This window comes from Falsochrobactrum ovis (assembly GCF_003259955.1).
GTDB lineage: Bacteria > Pseudomonadota > Alphaproteobacteria > Rhizobiales > Rhizobiaceae > Brucella > Brucella ovis_A.
This window is the reverse complement of sequence record NZ_QLMK01000012.1, coordinates 1-17,998: the sequence shown is the minus strand read 5'-3', so window position 1 is coordinate 17,998 and position 17,998 is coordinate 1. Positions and strand designations below refer to the sequence as shown.

Below are 17,998 nucleotides of genomic sequence, written 5' to 3'. Positions count from 1 at the left end.
CACGAAACTTGACCGTGAATAAAAACCCGAACATTAATTAAAAGGCGGGTCAATTCTCGGTGGAAAAACCGGGTCACTTCTCAGCGGCAATCAACACCTATGCATTTCCTCATATCGGGAAGATAAAAATTGGCGATATTAACACATCGGATATTTTGCGTGTTTTAACGCCAATCTGGAATGATAAACATGAAACTGCCAGACGTGTAAGGCAGCGCATATCAACAGTAATGAAATGGGCTATTGGCAAAGGTTGGCGGCAGGATGATCCAGCTCAAAGCATAACCAGCGCTTTACCCAAGTCAAATAAAGCGCCCGTCAATCGTAAAGCTCTTCATTACCGCGATGTTTCTAAATGCATTAAAGCTGTTCAGTCGTCGGGCGCTGGTCAAACAACCAAGCTGGCGATGGAGTTTCTTATATTGACGGCAACACGTTCAGGCGAGGTGCGTGGCGCTACATGGGAAGAGTTTCAAATTCCAAAGCCTGATGATGCTAATCGTGCTAATTGTGCTAATCCGCCCATGTGGATCATCCCCGCTTCACGCATGAAAGCAAAGCAAGAGCACCGTATTCCGCTATCAGAACGGGCAACTGAAATCATCAATGAGGCAAAATTGCTCTCTGATGGTTCTAAGTATGTTTTTTACGGTACAAAGCATGATCGCCCTTTATCAGACATGACGTTATCGAAGTTGATTAAAGAACTGGGTTTTGACGCTGATGTTCACGGCTTCCGCACATCATTTCGGACATGGGCACAAGAACAAACAGATTTTGCAGGTGAAATCGCTGAAGCTGCTTTAGCGCATAAAGTATCTGACAAAGTTGTCGCTGCTTATGCACGTTCAGATTACCTTGATAAAAGAACGCAACTGATGAAAGATTGGGCGGAATATTTAGTGGATTCTTAAGTATGATTGACAGGAATGCAATTGCCACAGAATGGGGATTACCCGACTGGCAAGATGAAAGCAGTTATGGGAATACTTCAAGCTGGTCATTCATGCGCTGGAGATGGGAGTTCACTCGTCGCAGAGATGATTACCGTAACGACTTCGATAACTGGAAAGATCAAACTTATGATTTTTGGGTCAATGCAAGAAAACTTGAAAATAAGTTGCCTGATACGCTATTAACTCCTGATGTTCCGGGGTTTACTGCAATGATAAGGGATGGCAGTTTTAAATATGGCTATACCGCGCTCCCTAACCCTAGAATATCTGAGCAGCCTGATCATGTCATATTTTCGAGTTTAGAGTATGACGGGAATATTTCGTTTATAAATGGAGTTGGAGATCGCCATTGGGGGGATTTATTTAATGTTTCAGCTGGGGAAGGTGAGGTTTTAGTTAAGTTCGATATTGATAAACCACTTGAACCGCAATTGGCGGCAGCAAAAGATAACTTACTGGCTTATCAAAAGATTAAACACGGCAAAAAATTACAAAAAAGACGGCATCCACAAAAGTGGCTGTTATATCTACGATTGCTGGATGGACGGGAAATGGGGGCTTCGTGGTCTCAATTAGAAGCAATTTTGCCAAGTGATGCTTCAACACCACAATCCGCAAGAGATGCCTACACACAGGCCAAAGCTTTGTGTTTTAATTTCTAAAATTAGCTCGCAATTTTCAAATAAAAAAGAATGACTATCTTGTTGATGTACTTCAACCGCCAAGAAAGGCATTCACATGACTATGATTTTGAGACGACCCGAAGTTGAAAGCCGCACAGGGCTTTCGCGTTCATCCATTTATGATGGGATGACAAAAGGGACTTTCCCGCAAGCTGTAAAGCTCGGAGTTCGCGCCGTTGGCTGGCGCGAAGCTGATATATCCAACTGGCTAAACAATCTCAAACATCGCAATGAGGTTTGACATGCTTCATTTCAATCAGCTGGTTCAAATTTTGTTGGCGCAAAATTCGAGCCTTTTAGGAAACTTCAACATGACCTTATTAACACCATGCAACGCAGACGGTCAAATAAATTCTTTCCCTCATTTGAATGGGGGTGATCAACATGGCTAATGCGCAAACAATTACACTGGCTCTAAAGGGGCGCTGGTTTGGCCGTTACGGTCTGGGATATTGCCCAGCCCATAACAACACGAAAACCCCGGCGTTAAGCCTCGCAGATGGCGACGATGGTCAGCTTTTAGCGCATTGTCATGCAGGTTGTGATTTTCGCGATATAATCAGCGCCCTTAATGGATTGGCGCTGGTTGATGCATATCATCACACGGCCCCAGCAAGTACAGCCCAGCTTGAGACACAGCGCTTAGCTGAAACCGCAAGGCAAAGAAGGCTTTCAGAGCAAGCACGCGTCATCTGGGATAGCTCTTTGCCAATTCATGGCACTCTTGCTGAGAGCTATCTAAACAAGCGCGGCATCACTTGCCCTATGCCCGAAACATTGCGCTTTCATGCGGCTTGCTGGCATCAAAGCAATCAAAAGCTCCCTGCTCTGATTGCGCGTGTGCAAGGCACTGAGCGCTTTGCGGTACACCGCACCTATTTGGACGGGCAGGCCAACAAAGCCCCTCTATCGCCATCAAAAGCAATGCTGGGCACTTGCAAAGGCGGTGCGGTGCGTTTGCTAGCAGGCAGTGAAAAGCTTGTGATCGCTGAAGGCATCGAGACAGCGCTCTCCCTTGGCTCAGGTTTATTGCCGTATCCGGTGAGTATTTGGGCCGCTCTTTCTGCTTCTGGGATGACCAGTGTCAAGCTGCCATCTAAACCGCATCAGTTAATTATTGCACCTGATAACGACGACAAGGGCGTAGGCAAGCAAGCCGCTTATTCATTGGCGCATAGAGCAACTGCATTGGGTTGGGAAGTGTCATTATATCCCGCACCGGATGGCATGGATTGGAATGATTATTTAATCAAGAAAGGAGTTTCAGCATGAATATTCCAGTCCCAAGTCCTTTTAAATGTGAAGGTGCGCAGCCGCTTGTTCGTGAAATTGCAGCACCGTCTGAATATCCGCAACATGCTCTGAGTGGCCTTTTAAAAGCTGTTTTGGCTGTGCAAGGGGCAACGCAAGCGCCCTTAGCCATATCTGCGCAATCAGCATTAACAATTTCCTCTTTAGCCCTTCAGGGGTTTGCCAACGTGGAAAAGCTGAGAGGCGATTGCCCGATCTCTCTTTACGGCCTTACTATTGCCCAGTCGGGTGAACGTAAGACCTCTGTTGATAGTTACTTTATGCAGGGTATCCGCGATCATGAGCAAGAACAAGCTGATGAACAGCGCACTGCGTTGAATCAATGGAAAATTGAGCATGATATCTGGGAGGCAAAACGTAAAAGTTATCTTGCTGAAGTGAAAGGCAGTATTTCCGATAAAGCACAGGCAGCTCAGGCTAATCTTGAAAGCCTTGGAGCTGAACCTGATATGCCGCCATCAAAGGAGCGAGTAGTTACGGAACCAACTTATGAGGGGCTTGTTCGCAAGTTTCATGAGGGGCAGCCGAGTTTGGGGGTCTTTTCAGATGAAGGGGGGCAATTTCTTGGCGGATATGCAATGGGCAAAGATAATCGTCAAAAGACTTTGGCCGCCTTTAATGATCTTTGGCAGGGTAATCCAATAAGAAGGGATAGGGCTGGCGATGGAAGTTTCGTGCTTTTTGGTAGAAGGTTGGCTATTCATTTGATGATTCAACCAAGTGTAGCACGTCAATTCATGGCTGACCCTATGACTGACGATACTGGTTTTTTGCCTAGATTTCTTATTAGCGAGCCAGAAAGTACAATTGGAACACGATTATATTCTAAATCGCAATATGATCCCAAGCCTATTGAAGCATTTACTTTACGCTTAAAGCAAATTCTTGAAACCCCTTTGCCAATGGATGAGAAAACCCGCGCTCTGAATCCCAGATTGCTTAAACTATCTGAAGATGCAAGAGGAGTCCTCATTCAGTTTGCTGATAGAATCGAAACCGCTATGCAAAAAGGCGGCAAATATGCGCATATTACCGGCTATGCTTCGAAAGCAGCTGAGCAAGCTGCCCGTATAGCAGGTGTCTTAACGTTATGGGATGATCTTGAAGCCAAAGAAGTGTCAGGTATCAACATGGTGCATGGCACTACATTAGCAGAGTTCTATCTTGACGAGGCATTGCGACTGTCTGATGCTGCTGTAATTTCACAAGAAACAGCAAATGCTGAAGAGTTGCGGAAGTGGCTTATTGAAAAATGGCAACATGCTGAAATTTTGCCCAATGAGGTGGTGCAGTTTGCGCCCAAGCGCTCAATGCGGGAAAGACCCACTGCAAACAAAGCCATCAAAGTCTTAGTTGAATACGGCTGGCTTATTCCTCTTGAAAAGGGTGTTTTCATCCGAGATAAGGCTCGCAAAGAAGCTTATCGGATAGTCAGAAACTAACAAAATAGGCCTGCGAGGCTGAGTAACTTCGCAGGCCTATTAATTATTCAACAGCTTTGATTCGCGCCTCATTACTGTCAAGAATTTCAAATGTTTTATAATCTTTGCCAATCATTTTTACGTGTCTGCCATCAGAAAGAATAAAATCTTTATGCCCTTTTATTTTTTGCACGACACCGCCAAAAGACTTGCTTATTATTTCTTGTCGCACAATTACAACATATTTATTACCCTCATCATCAGCGCAATTAATTCTTTCAATCTCAACAAAACTCATACGGCTGCCCCCTGTTAGGTCTGTATATTAACCGATTAGCACGATTAGCACAAATAGCACGTATGCAGCGCCAAATATAAAAGACATTATGGGATTAAAATCCCAAAGATGGGAATTTAATCTTCAGTGAAGAAATCCTCATCGATACGTTTGAATTCAATAATCCGCTGAGTTCGGACGCCAACTTGATGCTCAATCATCAATTCTGTTAGCATTCTGCCATCGATTAGGATGATCCTTTGAGATAAATGCTTTACAAAATCTTTGGCTTGTTGACTAAAAGATGACGTTGTTACAAATACCCCTTTATTTGCGCCTAGTCCTACCAAGCTGCCAACAAAACCTTGAATATCAGGCCGACCGACTGTGTTGGTTGATGCATAGCGCTTTGCTTGTACATAAACGCGATCTAAGCCTAAGCGATCTTCATTGATTATGCCATCAACACCGCCATCACCGGAACGCCCCAATTGTTCAGAGGCGTTTTTATGAGAGCCTCCGTAACCCATTGCAACTAGTAAATTAACGATGAGTAGCTCAAAAAACGCAGGGCTATTCGACGTAATTCTTTCCAACAAATCAGCACGCAGCGCTGCATTGATCGAACTATAAGCAGATTCGATTTGTTCTTCTGGCGTTTCAGTGTTTTGTTCAGGATGGATAGCACTTTGTGGCTTTAAAACTGTTGCTGCTTCCTGCTGATTATCACCTTTGTAAAAGGTTTGAAAATCTGGATTTTTTAATAAAAGCGAAACATCAATTTTATCAGGATTGTTCAATAACAATGCACGACCGGCTTCAGTTGCAACAAAACGGCCTCTGGTTGGCGATTCAATGAGTCCGGCTTTACCCATATAGAATTTTGCCCAGTGAATTCGATTGTGCAGAATCCGCTGTTTTCCGCTGGGAAGCATTTCATCTCGCAATTCAACAGATAAGCCCAGATCATCAGCAATTTTTTCAGATAAATCAGGAACTCTTTGCTCCCCTTGTGCTGCATATTTTAAAACAGGCAGCATCAACTCTTGATAATTGGGAATTTGCTTAACTACTGACATGTTTAAACGTCCCCCATACCATCATCAAAAGTCTGGATATAGTTTTTGAATTTATCACTGACACGCTGCACAATTGATTTGCGTTCAAGAATACGGGGCACCGTTTTAAGTGTTGAAACGATATCGCGATCTATCGGCATGCGTTCGGTAAAATAATATTCTTCCATAAGATGATGGAATTTATCTCTATCCAAGTTTTCAGAGATACAAATCTCATTCAGGGCTGTTTCTTTTTGCTTTTCCCAATAATCATGGAAGGCTGATTGAACGCTGTCAGATGGGCTTAGTTTGGGCATATAGTCATCAATAAACCGCTCAAGCAGTTCGCGCTTGCTTCGCAGTCGTGGTTCATTGCTTAACAAGTCACGGATAAGCTTTTGTTTCTTGGCAGCTTCATCTTGTTGATGTGTATCAAGGCTTTTGCCTTCTTCCATAGCTTGCCCAAGCAATGACAGGATATAGGCCACATTGATTTCATCACGCTGGATAAGCTCAAGCTCAAAATCGACTTCGTTAACGATAGAAGCCTTTTCCTCATTGTTGTCACGCCGTGAACGTTCATAAATATCCAGATATTTGCTTTTGAAATCTTCGAAGGTTTGCGTTTCAATATCAAGATCAGTTTGTGTGAATTCAGCAAAGCTTGTCAAAACGTTGTGCAAACGAATGAGTTTTCTGAACGCCTGAACAAAGGCCAGAACCTCTTCTTCGGATTCCAGTTGGTTAACCGCGTCCACGTCCGGCGCAATAGAAAACAGCTCAGCAACAGCCTTATTGAACTCTTCAATATATTCCTCATAAGGTGCCATTAGAACCGTTGTGATGGCATCCTTGTTGGAATAAAGCGTGATAGCGGCATCTGTCTGTTGTTTCAGGTTTCTGAAACAGAAAATATTGCCTTGCGATTTCTTGGAATCAAAGATTCTGTTAGTGCGGGAAAACGCCTGAATAAGACCGTGATATTTCAGGTTCTTGTCAACATAAAGCGTATTGACTTTCTTGGCATCAAAACCCGTCAAAAACATATTAACGACAATGAGAATATCTAGCCGATCTTTCGGGTCAGCGCCTTGCTTTTCGCGATTTTTAAGACGGTCAGATATCTCATTGTAATAGGTATAAAAGCCCTTGCTGTCTTTAATACTGTGCTTGGTTTTATATAGCTCATTATAATCTTGAACATAGCTTTCCAGCTTGTCGCGTGTATGCGCATTGATAGGCTTGTTATTGATGAAATCTATATCAGAATCGCCAATTTCGCCCGTGGCATCGCTGTCGTCTTCATTCGCGGCATAGGTGAAGATTGTGGCTATCCGCAAATCATGTTTACCCTCGAGACGCTTTTGCTTGAACAGATCATAATAAGCGATAGCCGCATCTTTTGAACTCACGCAAAAAATGGCTGAGAAATCTTTGTCGTGCGTTTTACGATTATGATTTTCGATAATCCAATCGGTGACCCTATCAAGGCGATCTGGATGATTGAAGAACTCTTGCAGATCAATGCCAGCGGCTTCTTCATCAAAAGCACCACCATCTTTATATTTAAGCTTGCCCCAATATTCGACAGCAAAGCGTAATACATTACCATCACGAATGGCATCGGTGATGACATATTTATGTAGGCATTTGCCAAACAGGTCTTCTGTTGTCCGGTTATTATTGGCATTTTCCGCGAGAATAGGCGTACCCGTGAAACCAAACAACTGGGCTTTGGTGAAGAAATTAACGATCGCTTTATGCGTATCGCCAAACTGTGAGCGATGACATTCATCAAAGATAAAAACAATGCGTTGGTTTTTTATATCATCAAGAAGTGCTTTATGTTGTTCGCGCTTGATTGCATTGTTCAGTTTCTGAATGGTTGTGACGATTAGCCGGTTGTGGCCTGTCAGCTGCTTAACCAGTGCGTGCGTATTGTCGGTATTATCGACAGAACCTTCACTAAAAGCGTTAAATTCTTTTTGTGTTTGATAGTCGAGATCGTTTCTATCAACGACAAACAGCACCTTGTGAATTTTAGGATTATCAAGCAGTAATTGCGCGGCTTTAAAGCTAGTCAGGGTCTTACCTGATCCAGTTGTATGCCAGATATAACCGTTTTCGCGTCCGTTCTTGACCTGCTGGGCAATGGCTTCAGCTGCATAATATTGGTATGGCCTGAGCACCATCATCACTTTTGACTGATTGAGCACAATATATTTGCTGATCATTTTGGAAAGATGACATTTTTCCAAAAACACATCAGCAAAAGCATCAAGCTGTGTGATTAGATTATTGTCTTCATCTGCCCAATAAAATGTCTGATTAAAATGTTGATAGCGGTTGTTGGCGTAATATTTGGTGTTCACACCATTGGAGATGACAAACAGCTGCACATATTGAAATAAGCCATTTTCTGCCCAGAATGAATGACGCTGATAGCGATTGATTTGATTAAAGGCTTCTTTTAGCTCTATGCCACGGCGCTTCAGTTCGATTTGCACTAATGGTAAACCATTCACCAATAAAGTGACGTCATAGCGGTTGTTGTAGGAACCCGTTTGAGAAACTTGTGTTGTGACTTGGTACTGATTACGGCACCATTCATCACTATTGAGGAACTGCAGATAAAGCACTGTGCCATCATCGCGCTTTAAATGCATGCGATCGCGCAATATCAAGGCTTTATCAAAGACGTTGCCCTTATCCAGATGATTGATGACCTGGGCAAATTCGGCATCAGTAAGCTGTATTTTATTATGTAGTTCCAGCTGCTTTTTTAAGTTAGCACGTAATGCATTGCCGTCATTAATCGTAACAGGTTCCCAGCCCAAGCCATGCAGTCTTTTGACAAGACCAGCTTCCAATTGTGCCTCTGATTGATAGTCCGCCATGACGATCTCCCCCGCTTATAAACTTTAAACAAACATTTGTTGCAAAAGGCCTTTTTTAAAGGCTTCCAGTTTGTCTATTTGTGTTTTGATGGCATCAATTTTAGCATCAACAGACGATAAGAAATCAGCAATCTTTTGCTGTTCTAGTAGCGATGGAAACGGGATCGGAAGTGCCATGAAGTCATGTGTGGTGATCGCCATACGGTCATGTCTTGCGCCGTAATTTGCAACGCTTTTCATATATTCATGCCACATATTACTTTGAAAATAATGATCATAAAAATCAGTATTTGTACTTTTAAAACGTATGACTGTGTAAAGCGGAGACATCACCCCAGTGCCAAGATTATTGCGCTTTATTGGTCCCACGGGTGCTGAAACAGATATACGAGGATTGTAAACAAAGTCCCCATTCTGGACAATGTAATAGCGTGCAAGATTATCGGCATTTGCAATATCTTTATCAAAATATTTTGACTGATCTACCACACCTTGAACAGCTGAGTTCGTTAAGACACGTGTAATTTCCGAATTGGCATTTCTTTCTCTACAGCGAACAGCAATCTCGTTAAGTTCTTTTTCTTCCCAGTCTGGAAAGTCCGAACCATCATCTTGTTTGAACCTGATTTTTTGGGCGAAAATCTGTTGCATCAAGCCCTTTTTATAACGCTCAAAAGCGTTCAGTTTTCGCTTAACAGCATCAATCTTCGCATCAATAGATGATAAGAAATCAGCAATCTTTCGCTGTTCTGGGAGGGAGGGGATTGAAAACTCAGAGTCAGCAATCGTTTCCCAATCAGATCGTGGCATTTTGGAACCAGAACTAATATTAGCTAATTGATTGAAATAACTCGTTTGAACTACGTAAAATAAGTATGCGTTTATCACTTCGATTCCGGATAGAACCCATATTTCAGAAGAACAAACACCATCAAAATCAGGTCGCGCATATTTTTTAAGATATGGTCTCAGTTTACCAAATAGAATGTCACCGGATGAGAATACATTTTTTTGGCTCAGACTATTTTCAGTGGTAGACTTTGAAAGAATTCGGCCTGTTCCACTCTCTAAATGCTCCAAATCTATAACCCAAAGATTCGGGCGATTGGGGCGTTCTTTATCTTGTGTTCCTCTTGTCACTGCTTGGCCAAAGGGCTTTTCTTCCCACTCAGGAAAGTCCGAACCATCATCTTGTTTGAACCTCAGCTTTGGCGCTAATCCACTCATAGCGGTGCCTCCAAGCCAAGTTCTGCACAAAACGCTTTGATCTTATCGTCAATTGCCGCCATGTCTTTATCAATGGCTATAATTTCAGCGGTCACGGCTGCCAGATCAATTTCTTCTTCAGCTTCGAATGTATCGACATAGCGCGGGATATTAAGATTATAATCATTCTCAGCAATCTCAGCCATGCTGGCTCTATGGCTGAACTTGTCTTCTTCTGAACGGTTGCGATAAGCATCAACGATCTTGTTGATGTCTTCAGGCCGTAAAACATTCTGGTTTTTGACCTTTTCAAAACCAGCGCTGGCATCAATGAATAAAATATCGTCAGGGTTTTCACGGCACTTTTTGAATACAAGAATGCATGTCGGGATTGATGTGCCGTAAAAGATATTGGCTGGAAGGCCAATAACCGCATCAAGCCAGTTGCGTTCTTTAATCAGATATTCTCTGATATGCCCCTCAGCGCCACCACGGAACAAAACACCGTGCGGCAGGATAACGGCCATTGTGCCGTTTTCGCTCAGGTGATGCAGCATATGCTGAACAAATGCAAAGTCCGCCTTAGAGGCTGGGGCAAGTCTGCCATATTGGCTGAAACGCGGATCAGTTAAATGAATGGGATTTGCTGACCATTTGGCGCTGAATGGTGGATTGGCAACAATCGCATCAAACTGCTCATCGATATGATGAGGATGTTCAAGTGTATCATCGAGCTTGATATCAAACTCAGTATAATGCACCCCATGCAAGATCATGTTCATTCTTGCAAGGTTGTATGTTGTTCTGTTTTGTTCCTGCCCGTAAATATGGCCAACGTTTTCAGCTTCTTTTGCAACGCGCAATAACAGTGAGCCTGAGCCGCATGTCGGATCATATACCGATTTCAGACGCTTCTTATTGCTTGTGACAATGCGGGATAGGATTGTTGAAACTTCTTGCGGGGTGTAAAATTCACCTGCTTTTTTACCAGCGCCACTGGCAAATTGCGCAATTAAATATTCATAGGCATCGCCTAGAACATCGCTGTCACTGTCTTCAAGCTGGAAATCAATTTTATCCAAATGCTTTAAGACATTCACTATCAGCGTATTCTTAGCGTCCTCTGTGCGGCCAAGCTTCGAAGAGGTTAAATCCAAATCCTCAAACAGATTAACAAAATCCTCTTCGGATTCCGTTCCCATTGTCGAGCGCTGAATGTTATTCAAAACAGCTGCTAAGTCACCAAGCACAAATGTGCCGCCATTGCCTCTTTGAGCGAGCACATGAAACAATTCAGATGGTTTTAGGAAGTACCCCAAATTTTCAATGACGGCCTCACGGACGTGCTCAAGGACTTCCTGTCCGTCTTTAGTAGTTTCATCAATATCAGTAAATTTGAAATCTTCAGCTTCTAAAGCTTTGTTGGCTTCTATTACGAGTTTTTCGGACAAATATTTATAGAAAATAAATCCAAGGATATAATCACGGAATTGATCGGCGTCCATTTTGCCGCGTAATGTGTTGGCAATATTCCAAAGTGCCTGTTTTAATTTAAGTTTCTGCTCTTCGGTCATTTGAAAGATTCCCAAATCAATAAATTTCTTTCATGTTGGATAGCAAACAAAGACAGTAAGGCAAAGGGCTATGACAGGGGGCAAGCGAATGCATGAAGCTTAAACTGCGAATGGATGATATAGACCAGCACAACACATATTAGGGGGGGATTATATGAATCGCTTACTTGCAGAAACATTGTCAGTATTAAATGGAACGATTGCCATGGTCATTGTTCTGGCTGGGGCATATATGGGCTATCAAGCGCCCTTTGGTGGATTCTTTATAATCTTATTTGGGGCTGCATTAGGCGTTATAGTCGCGGCATTGGTTTGCAGTGTGATTTCTTATCTGGCGCTCATCGAAGGTCATTTGGCAAAAATCGCAAATCAGAAACAAGAATCACCTTCCAGCGACCAGCGCCGTGAACCGTCTTTATAGTCCAACAAGTGCTTTTAGAATTTGGTTTGTTCCAGAACGCAATGTGGGATCAAAAATCCTGAATAGGTAAAAAACCAAATAAAATCAATTGCTTAGAAAATATTATGGCGGAGGGGGTGGGATTCGAACCCACGGTACGGTCACCCGCACGCCGGTTTTCAAGACCGGTACCTTAAACCGCTCGGCCACCCCTCCAAGTGATTGCAAATCAGCTTTGATAGACCAACAAAGCTATAAATATCACTGTGTGTCTGGCTTTTAGCAGTTTTTGTAGCCGCGTCAATGTGTTCGTGCATATTTTCCCTGAGAATATCACCCTCCCCTACACTATTTATTTCATCAAACACGATCTTTTGCACGTCTGGATAGTTCCCTACGCCCGTCCTAGGAAAGCGTCGGTTTAACGATCAGAGACTGGAAAATTGGCGTCGGCCTCAAAACCAGTAAGACAGCTATTTTACCTGCTTTGGGTTGAGAAACTCAATCTATAGCTGCGCTTGCCCCTTAGAGGTTTAATGTTAAAGATAGGGCGAACTCACCAATCATGTAGGATGCAATGAGCCTAGAATCAGTAAAAGAATTTTTCGCGAGCCACGCTCCGGACATTGAAGTCATCGAAATGCCCACCAGTACTGCCACAGTAATTCAAGCGGCAGAAGCGCATGGGGTCGAACCAGCCCAAATTGCCAAAACACTTTCACTTGCGACGAAAGATCAAACAATTCTTCTGGTTACACGGGGTGACGCGCGGCTTGATAATCGCAAATTTAAAGACCTGTTCGGAACCAAACCACGCATGCTTGATCCAGAAAAAGTACTCGCGGAAACAAGCCACCCGATCGGCGGAGTTTGCCCTTTTGGATTGCCTAATCCCATTCCTGTTTACTGCGATATTTCTTTGAAGGATTTCACTGAAGTCGTTCCCGCCGCTGGCGCAACTAATAGTGCTGTTCGAATATGCCCTGAAAGACTGGCAAAATTAGTCACGGCCGAATGGATCGATGTGTGTAAGTAGCACTATTTGTCTTTAAATGTGACAAAGGGCTTCCTATGTTTTAAGAATAGTTCTAATGTGTGTTCTGTCAGATCGGCAAGCCCGGCCGACTACTGAATTAGACTTATGCTGAAGGGAACAATTCATGCGCCTTACCCGACAGACTAATTACGCCATTCGGATGCTCATGTATTGCGCCGCCAATGAAGGTGAATTGAGCCGCGTGCCCGAAATTGCTCGCTCATACGGCGTCTCAGAACTGTTTTTGTTTAAAATTCTCCAGCCTTTGGTTCAGCACGGGCTTATTGAAACAGTTCGCGGACGCAATGGAGGCGTCCGACTGGGTCGCGCCGCCGAAAAAATTACACTATTTGATGTAGTTCGGGTGACAGAAGAAAACTTCGCCATGGCCGAATGTTTTGAGAACGATGCCACTGATTGCCCATTGGTGGATAGTTGCGCGTTGAATTCTGCACTCCGCGAAGCGTTGAACGCCTTTTTCGCTGTCTTAATGAAATATAGTATTTCTGATATGGTCAAAACGCGTCCTAATATTCGTGCATTGCTTGGCCTTGATGAAAGCGAAACACCTCGCCTCGCAAGCTGATTAATCAGGGCACCCAAATTTACTCTGCTGCTGAGCTTTAAACCGATTTGGCGGATAGGCACCCGTTTTGCCGGAGCTATCTGGCCGGAAACGAGCATTTATATATCTGCATAAACGCTATTGGTTTGCGCTTCTCAGGAACGTCATCACGTTCAGTACGCGCCCGGACTTGGCCTATGAAAGCTGATTTTTCCGTTATTTGTCCCCTGCCCGCATTTTCTAGCGCTTTGACCGAATCCGTATTTTGCGCCGACAATCCGTCACACAGCACCTATCTTTCATTGTAACGGACACGACCATAAACTTTATGCGCCGCGGCAAATACATTAAACAGAACTAATTGAGCGCCACACATTCTATATATCAACCAGCAGTTGACGCTAATCTGGTCGCGGATTTCGAAAACCGCACAATTCTACAGAAAGGGAGTTTCATGTTCATCGCTATGAACCGCTTCAAAGTGAACATAGGGAAAGAAACCGAATTTGAGGCACTATGGAGAAACCGTGATTCCAAACTTTCTGAATTACCGGGTTTCGAAAGTTTTCATCTGCTGCGCGGTGAGACCAATGAAAAAGAAGGATATACGCTTTATTCATCACATACAGTTTGGCGCAGCAAAGAAGATTTTACCTTCTGGACCAAATCTGAGCAATTTAGAAGCTCCCACCGCAATGCAGGTGCCAATAAGTCGCTCTATATGAGCGCTCCACAATTTGAGGGATTCGAAGCGGTGGAAGGCGTTTGACCTGATTTATGCCGCGCCCTGCGCAAATGCGTCGAAATGGCGCACAATAAAAAGTCGGGCCGATAATCGGCCCGCTCAAACAATTAAACGCCAGTTTAGTGTTTAAACATGGATACTTAACTCATATTTAGAATAATTCTAACTTATTGAAATTTAGAACATTTCCAAAACATAAAGTTTGACCCTCCGCATCCCAGACGCCATAACCTGAGTGCGATAGGTTAGTTTAAATAGCTTACCTCAAGGTTACCTTTGATGATTGGGCCTTTCGATCTGTAACTATAGGGAAAATTGTTCAGTTTCCGGATGAAAAATCACTTTAAAAACTATTCCCCGTCCAGCAACGGAGTTTTAAAGAGTAAAAATTCCTCTGAGGACAATAAAACACTCTTCAGCGATCGGGCTTTATACATCAATTCGCATTGCAGTACTTGGAGTATCTTTTAAATGTTAGTCTGTAGTTGCAACGTTATTACAGAAAAAGATATTGAAGCTGTCGTCATCGAACTTTTAGATGAGGATTGCTGTCGGCTTATCGTTCCCGGGACTGTGTATAATGCAATGTCAAAGCGCGGACGTTGCTGCGGGTGCTTCCCAAACGTCGTAGAAACGATCATAAGAGTGACGGAAGAATATCATCTTCGTCGCAACCAAATGGACGAAAACGTGGTTCAGTTCATGGATCGTGTACGTTCTCTACGAGAAAAATTCGGGAGTTCCTGGAATGAAAGGCGAACCAAAGGTCATCGAGCGGCTTAATGAGGCTCTGTTTTTAGAGCTAGGCGCTGTTAATCAATACTGGCTGCATTACCGCCTTCTGAACGATTGGGGTTTCACGCGTCTTGCGAAAAAAGAACGTGAAGAATCAATTGAAGAAATGCACCATGCAGACAAATTGATTGACCGTATCATTTTTCTCGAAGGCCACCCAAATCTGCAAACCGTAGCGCCGCTGCGCATTGGCCAAAATGTCAGGGAAGTTTTGCAAGCTGATTTGCAGGGTGAATATGATGCCCGTGCTTCCTATAAAAAATCGCGTGAGATTTGCGATGAACTTGGCGATTATGTCTCCAAACAGCTCTTCGATGAGTTGCTCGCAGACGAAGAAGGTCATATTGACTTTCTCGAAACGCAGCTCGAATTGCTCGAAAAAATTGGCGAAGAACGCTATGGCATGCTTAACGCTGCCCCAGCAGACGAAGCCGAATAATATCGTAAACTTTATAAAACCGGGGTGCAGACCCCGGTTTTTATTTGGGAGGAGCGTCATACCGGTGCAAAGCCCAGCCATAATCCGAAGAGCGCACCCATCCGATGTTCTGGCAATCGTCAAATTATTAGCTGACGACTTTCTGGGCGCTCAACGTGAAGATCCCAGCGAGCCACTCAATCCGCGCTATCAGGCCGCATTTGACGCTATCGAAAACGACCCAAATCAACTGCTCGCAGTGGTTGAACTGGACAATGAGATCATAGGCTGCCTGCAGCTTAGTTTCATTCCCGGGCTTTCCCGGCTGGGAGCTTGGCGCGGTCAGATCGAAAGTGTTCGCATTGCAAGCCATATTCGCGGGGGCGGAATTGGCCGCACGATGATCCTATGGGCCATAGAACAATGTCGTGAACGCGGATGCGGATTGGTTCAACTTACCACCGACAAATCCCGTAATGATACGCTGCGCTTTTATCAATCACTTGGCTTTGTCGATAGCCATGAGGGGCTGAAGCTTCCCTTATAGCAAAGACCCCGTATATCGCGGGGTCAATGCGTTTAATTTGCCGAGCCTGTCAGGCCCATGCTCAAATATTAATTATGGTAAGATGATCGAGGCGCCTGTGGTTTTTCGACCCTCAAGATCTTCATGCGCCTTGCGCACGTCTTTTAATGCGTAGGTCTGATTGATTTCTATCTTTACCGCGCCACTCGCAACGACATCAAAAAGCTCTTGCGCAGTTCTTTCAAGCGCAGCACGCTTAGCCACATAATTAAATAATGTGGGCCGTGTGGCAAAAAGCGAACCCTTTTGCGCCAAAATATTCAGATCAAAAGGCGGGATCGTACCGGACGACTGACCAAAACACGCAAACATCCCCAACGGCTTCAAGACGTCGAGTGATCCCATATAGGTATCTCGGCCAACAGAATCATAGACGACATCAACACCTTCGCCTTGCGTTAATTCTTTTACGCGTTCGACCAAGTTTTCCGTTCGGTAGTTGATTACATGATCGTAGCCATGGGCTTTGGCCAGCGCAACTTTCTCTTCCGATCCTGCAGTTCCTATTACAGTTGCTCCAAGATGTTTTGCCCACTGGCCTGCGATCAGCCCCACGCCACCCGCAGCAGCATGGAACAGAATCGTATGTTCGGGACCGACGCGAAAAGTATGGCGCAGCAGATATTGAGCAGTCATACCTTTAAGCATCATCGCAGCCGCGGTTTTAAGTTCCACATTATCGGGAACTTTCACCAAACGTTCGGCGGGCATAATGCGCTCATCCGCATAAGACCCGGGCGAGGAAGCATAGGCTACACGATCACCAACCGCGATATGTTCAACCCCCTCGCCCACTGAAACGACAATTCCTGCACCTTCATTGCCCGGCGTAAACGGCATATGATCCGCTTTATAAAGGCCAGTGCGGTAATAGACGTCGATAAAATTCAGACCGATTGCTTCATGACGGACTTTAGCTTCACCGGGCCCTGGGGCGCCGATGTCAATCTGTTCATATTGCATGACTTCTGGTCCGCCCGTTTGATGGACGAGAACAGCGTTAATCATGGTCATCCTCCGTTGTGTTCATAGCAGAAGCCGCAGATTCAGCGGCAATCACGGCTGCGGTGCGTCCCAAATTGGGAAATAATTGCATAATGGCACCGATGAAATAAATGTAGAGTCCAGTCACTGATATGCCCACGCGCACCCATAATGGAGCGTCGAGCATATAGTAGAGTGCCGCTACACCAAACGCACACCAAAGCAAAAACACCGTCAGATTGAGCGGTCGCATCCGCACGACGCGAACCGGATGTAAGAAGTTAATGGGTAAAAATGACAGGATCGCCGAGATCACTACCGTCGCAAAAGCGACCCATTCGCCCGGCTTTACGATAAACAGTGTGAAAACCACCATATTCCAGACCACGGGAAAACCTTTAAAGAAGTTCTCTTTGGTTTTCATGCTCGTGTCGGCATAATATATGGCACTGGTCACGACGATGATGGCACCGGATAAAAAGGACAGGTTTGTGCCCATAAATCCGCTTTGATAAAGGGCAAAGGCGGGGATCAAAACATATGTAACATAGTCGATAATATTATCGAGCAGCTCTCCCGACCAGTTGGGCAATACGTATTTAACTTCGAGCTTGCGCGCAATCGGACCGTCAATACCATCAACAAATAGCGCTAGCCCCAACCACCACCACATGGCCGTATAAAGCCCATCACTTGCAGCAACAATTGACAAAAATGCCAAAAACGAGCCTGAAGCGGTGAGAAGATGAACAGAGAATGCCTTGGCCTGCGGTGCAGTTACTTTCCTCGGCTTGATTTTTCCGGTTAGTCTGGTTTTCACGCCTTCGCCATTTCGTTTTCAGCGCCATGCAGTTGCATGGCGTCAAATGCCATCACAGGCTATGTTAATATTGCAAGCTTTCCCTGAATAAAGCGCAAAGAGCAAGTAAGTCAGCAGATAAAATTGCCATCCTCCCCAAAGATTGCTTTTTAGGCCGTGTGGACGAATTGGCTCAGGTATTGGCCTGAGGATTCCACGAAGGAATCCAGTGTGATTCATGGATTGCCGACTGATTCTGGAGGTCGGCATGTCCACGAAGATGACGG

General features: G+C 44.4%; 20 protein-coding genes and 1 tRNA gene. 12 read left to right on the top strand and 9 right to left on the bottom strand.

The features are described from left to right. Window positions 1–59 precede the first annotated feature (59 nt). From C7374_RS12365 to C7374_RS12345, 5 genes are all read left to right on the top strand, one after another. On the top strand, window positions 60–914 hold the full coding sequence (locus C7374_RS12365; RefSeq protein WP_111575944.1) for a tyrosine-type recombinase/integrase: 855 nt from the start codon (window positions 60–62) through the stop codon (window positions 912–914). A gap of 2 nt (window positions 915–916) precedes the next feature. After that, complete coding sequence (locus C7374_RS12360; protein WP_111575943.1) at window positions 917–1,618, top strand: hypothetical protein; 702 nt, start codon at window positions 917–919, stop codon at window positions 1,616–1,618. Between the two features lie 76 nt (window positions 1,619–1,694). After that, complete coding sequence (locus C7374_RS12355; protein WP_111575942.1) at window positions 1,695–1,880, top strand: AlpA family transcriptional regulator; 186 nt, start codon at window positions 1,695–1,697, stop codon at window positions 1,878–1,880. Between the two features lie 143 nt (window positions 1,881–2,023). Further along, on the top strand, window positions 2,024–2,911 hold the full coding sequence (locus tag C7374_RS12350) for a DUF7146 domain-containing protein (RefSeq protein WP_111575941.1): 888 nt from the start codon (window positions 2,024–2,026) through the stop codon (window positions 2,909–2,911). Beyond that, window positions 2,908–4,392 (top strand): YfjI family protein, encoded by a 1,485-nt coding sequence (locus tag C7374_RS12345; protein WP_111575940.1) that lies wholly within the window; start codon window positions 2,908–2,910, stop codon window positions 4,390–4,392. The genes C7374_RS12350 and C7374_RS12345 overlap by 4 nt, the downstream gene beginning before the upstream one ends. Before the next feature lie 43 nt (window positions 4,393–4,435). Here C7374_RS12345 and C7374_RS12340 read toward each other — a convergent pair whose 3' ends face one another. The 5 genes from C7374_RS12340 to C7374_RS12320 form a co-directional block, all read right to left on the bottom strand. Beyond that, a complete protein-coding gene (locus C7374_RS12340) occupies window positions 4,436–4,669 on the bottom strand; it encodes a hypothetical protein (RefSeq protein ID WP_111575939.1) in 234 nt (77 codons plus the stop codon). Between the two features lie 116 nt (window positions 4,670–4,785). Further along, a complete protein-coding gene (locus tag C7374_RS12335; RefSeq protein WP_111575938.1) occupies window positions 4,786–5,727 on the bottom strand; it encodes a restriction endonuclease in 942 nt (313 codons plus the stop codon). A 2-nt stretch (window positions 5,728–5,729) separates the two neighbouring features. Beyond that, complete coding sequence (locus tag C7374_RS12330; RefSeq protein ID WP_111575937.1) at window positions 5,730–8,603, bottom strand: type I restriction endonuclease subunit R; 2,874 nt, start codon at window positions 8,601–8,603, stop codon at window positions 5,730–5,732. Window positions 8,604–8,627: 24 nt separating this feature from the next. Next, window positions 8,628–9,830, bottom strand: a complete 1,203-nt coding sequence (locus C7374_RS12325; RefSeq protein WP_111575936.1) for a restriction endonuclease subunit S — start codon at window positions 9,828–9,830, stop codon at window positions 8,628–8,630. Then, window positions 9,827–11,383, bottom strand: a complete 1,557-nt coding sequence (locus C7374_RS12320; RefSeq protein WP_111575935.1) for a type I restriction-modification system subunit M — start codon at window positions 11,381–11,383, stop codon at window positions 9,827–9,829. The genes C7374_RS12325 and C7374_RS12320 overlap by 4 nt, the downstream gene beginning before the upstream one ends. A gap of 154 nt (window positions 11,384–11,537) precedes the next feature. On the opposite strand from C7374_RS12320, the gene C7374_RS12315 reads away from it, so the two are divergent. Beyond that, entirely contained in the window at window positions 11,538–11,804 is a 267-nt protein-coding gene (locus tag C7374_RS12315; RefSeq protein ID WP_111575934.1) for a hypothetical protein, read from the top strand. A 105-nt stretch (window positions 11,805–11,909) separates the two neighbouring features. Here C7374_RS12315 and C7374_RS12310 read toward each other — a convergent pair. Then, a tRNA-Ser gene (locus tag C7374_RS12310) sits at window positions 11,910–11,999 on the bottom strand. Window positions 12,000–12,360: 361 nt separating this feature from the next. Here C7374_RS12310 and C7374_RS12305 point away from each other — a divergent pair. From C7374_RS12305 to C7374_RS12280, 6 genes are all read left to right on the top strand, one after another. Next, complete coding sequence (locus C7374_RS12305; RefSeq protein WP_111575933.1) at window positions 12,361–12,819, top strand: YbaK/EbsC family protein; 459 nt, start codon at window positions 12,361–12,363, stop codon at window positions 12,817–12,819. Between the two features lie 124 nt (window positions 12,820–12,943). Continuing rightward, on the top strand, window positions 12,944–13,405 hold the full coding sequence (gene rirA, locus C7374_RS12300; protein ID WP_111575932.1) for an iron-responsive transcriptional regulator RirA: 462 nt from the start codon (window positions 12,944–12,946) through the stop codon (window positions 13,403–13,405). A gap of 433 nt (window positions 13,406–13,838) precedes the next feature. Beyond that, window positions 13,839–14,153: a heme-degrading protein HmuQ gene (gene hmuQ, locus C7374_RS12295; RefSeq protein WP_111575931.1), complete on the top strand. Its 315-nt coding sequence runs from the start codon at window positions 13,839–13,841 to the stop codon at window positions 14,151–14,153. Between the two features lie 447 nt (window positions 14,154–14,600). Next, window positions 14,601–14,912 (top strand): (2Fe-2S)-binding protein, encoded by a 312-nt coding sequence (locus tag C7374_RS12290; RefSeq protein ID WP_111575930.1) that lies wholly within the window; start codon window positions 14,601–14,603, stop codon window positions 14,910–14,912. Then, window positions 14,878–15,363: a bacterioferritin gene (gene bfr, locus C7374_RS12285; protein WP_111575929.1), complete on the top strand. Its 486-nt coding sequence runs from the start codon at window positions 14,878–14,880 to the stop codon at window positions 15,361–15,363. The genes C7374_RS12290 and bfr overlap by 35 nt, the downstream gene beginning before the upstream one ends. A 64-nt stretch (window positions 15,364–15,427) precedes the next feature. Continuing rightward, on the top strand, window positions 15,428–15,889 hold the full coding sequence (locus C7374_RS12280; RefSeq protein ID WP_245412658.1) for a GNAT family N-acetyltransferase: 462 nt from the start codon (window positions 15,428–15,430) through the stop codon (window positions 15,887–15,889). A 72-nt stretch (window positions 15,890–15,961) separates the two neighbouring features. On the opposite strand, the gene C7374_RS12275 is transcribed toward C7374_RS12280, so the two are convergent. From C7374_RS12275 to C7374_RS16270, 3 genes are all read right to left on the bottom strand, one after another. Continuing rightward, complete coding sequence (locus tag C7374_RS12275) at window positions 15,962–16,936, bottom strand: quinone oxidoreductase family protein (protein WP_111575927.1); 975 nt, start codon at window positions 16,934–16,936, stop codon at window positions 15,962–15,964. Beyond that, window positions 16,929–17,732 carry a phosphatidylcholine synthase gene (gene pcsA, locus C7374_RS12270; RefSeq protein ID WP_111575926.1) on the bottom strand — a complete coding sequence of 268 codons (804 nt, stop codon included), beginning with the start codon at window positions 17,730–17,732 and terminating at the stop codon, window positions 16,929–16,931. Before pcsA ends, C7374_RS12275 begins: the two co-directional genes overlap by 8 nt. A gap of 42 nt (window positions 17,733–17,774) precedes the next feature. Beyond that, on the bottom strand, window positions 17,775–17,998 hold a 224-nt coding region (locus C7374_RS16270), incomplete at its 5' end, for a hypothetical protein (RefSeq protein ID WP_210205126.1).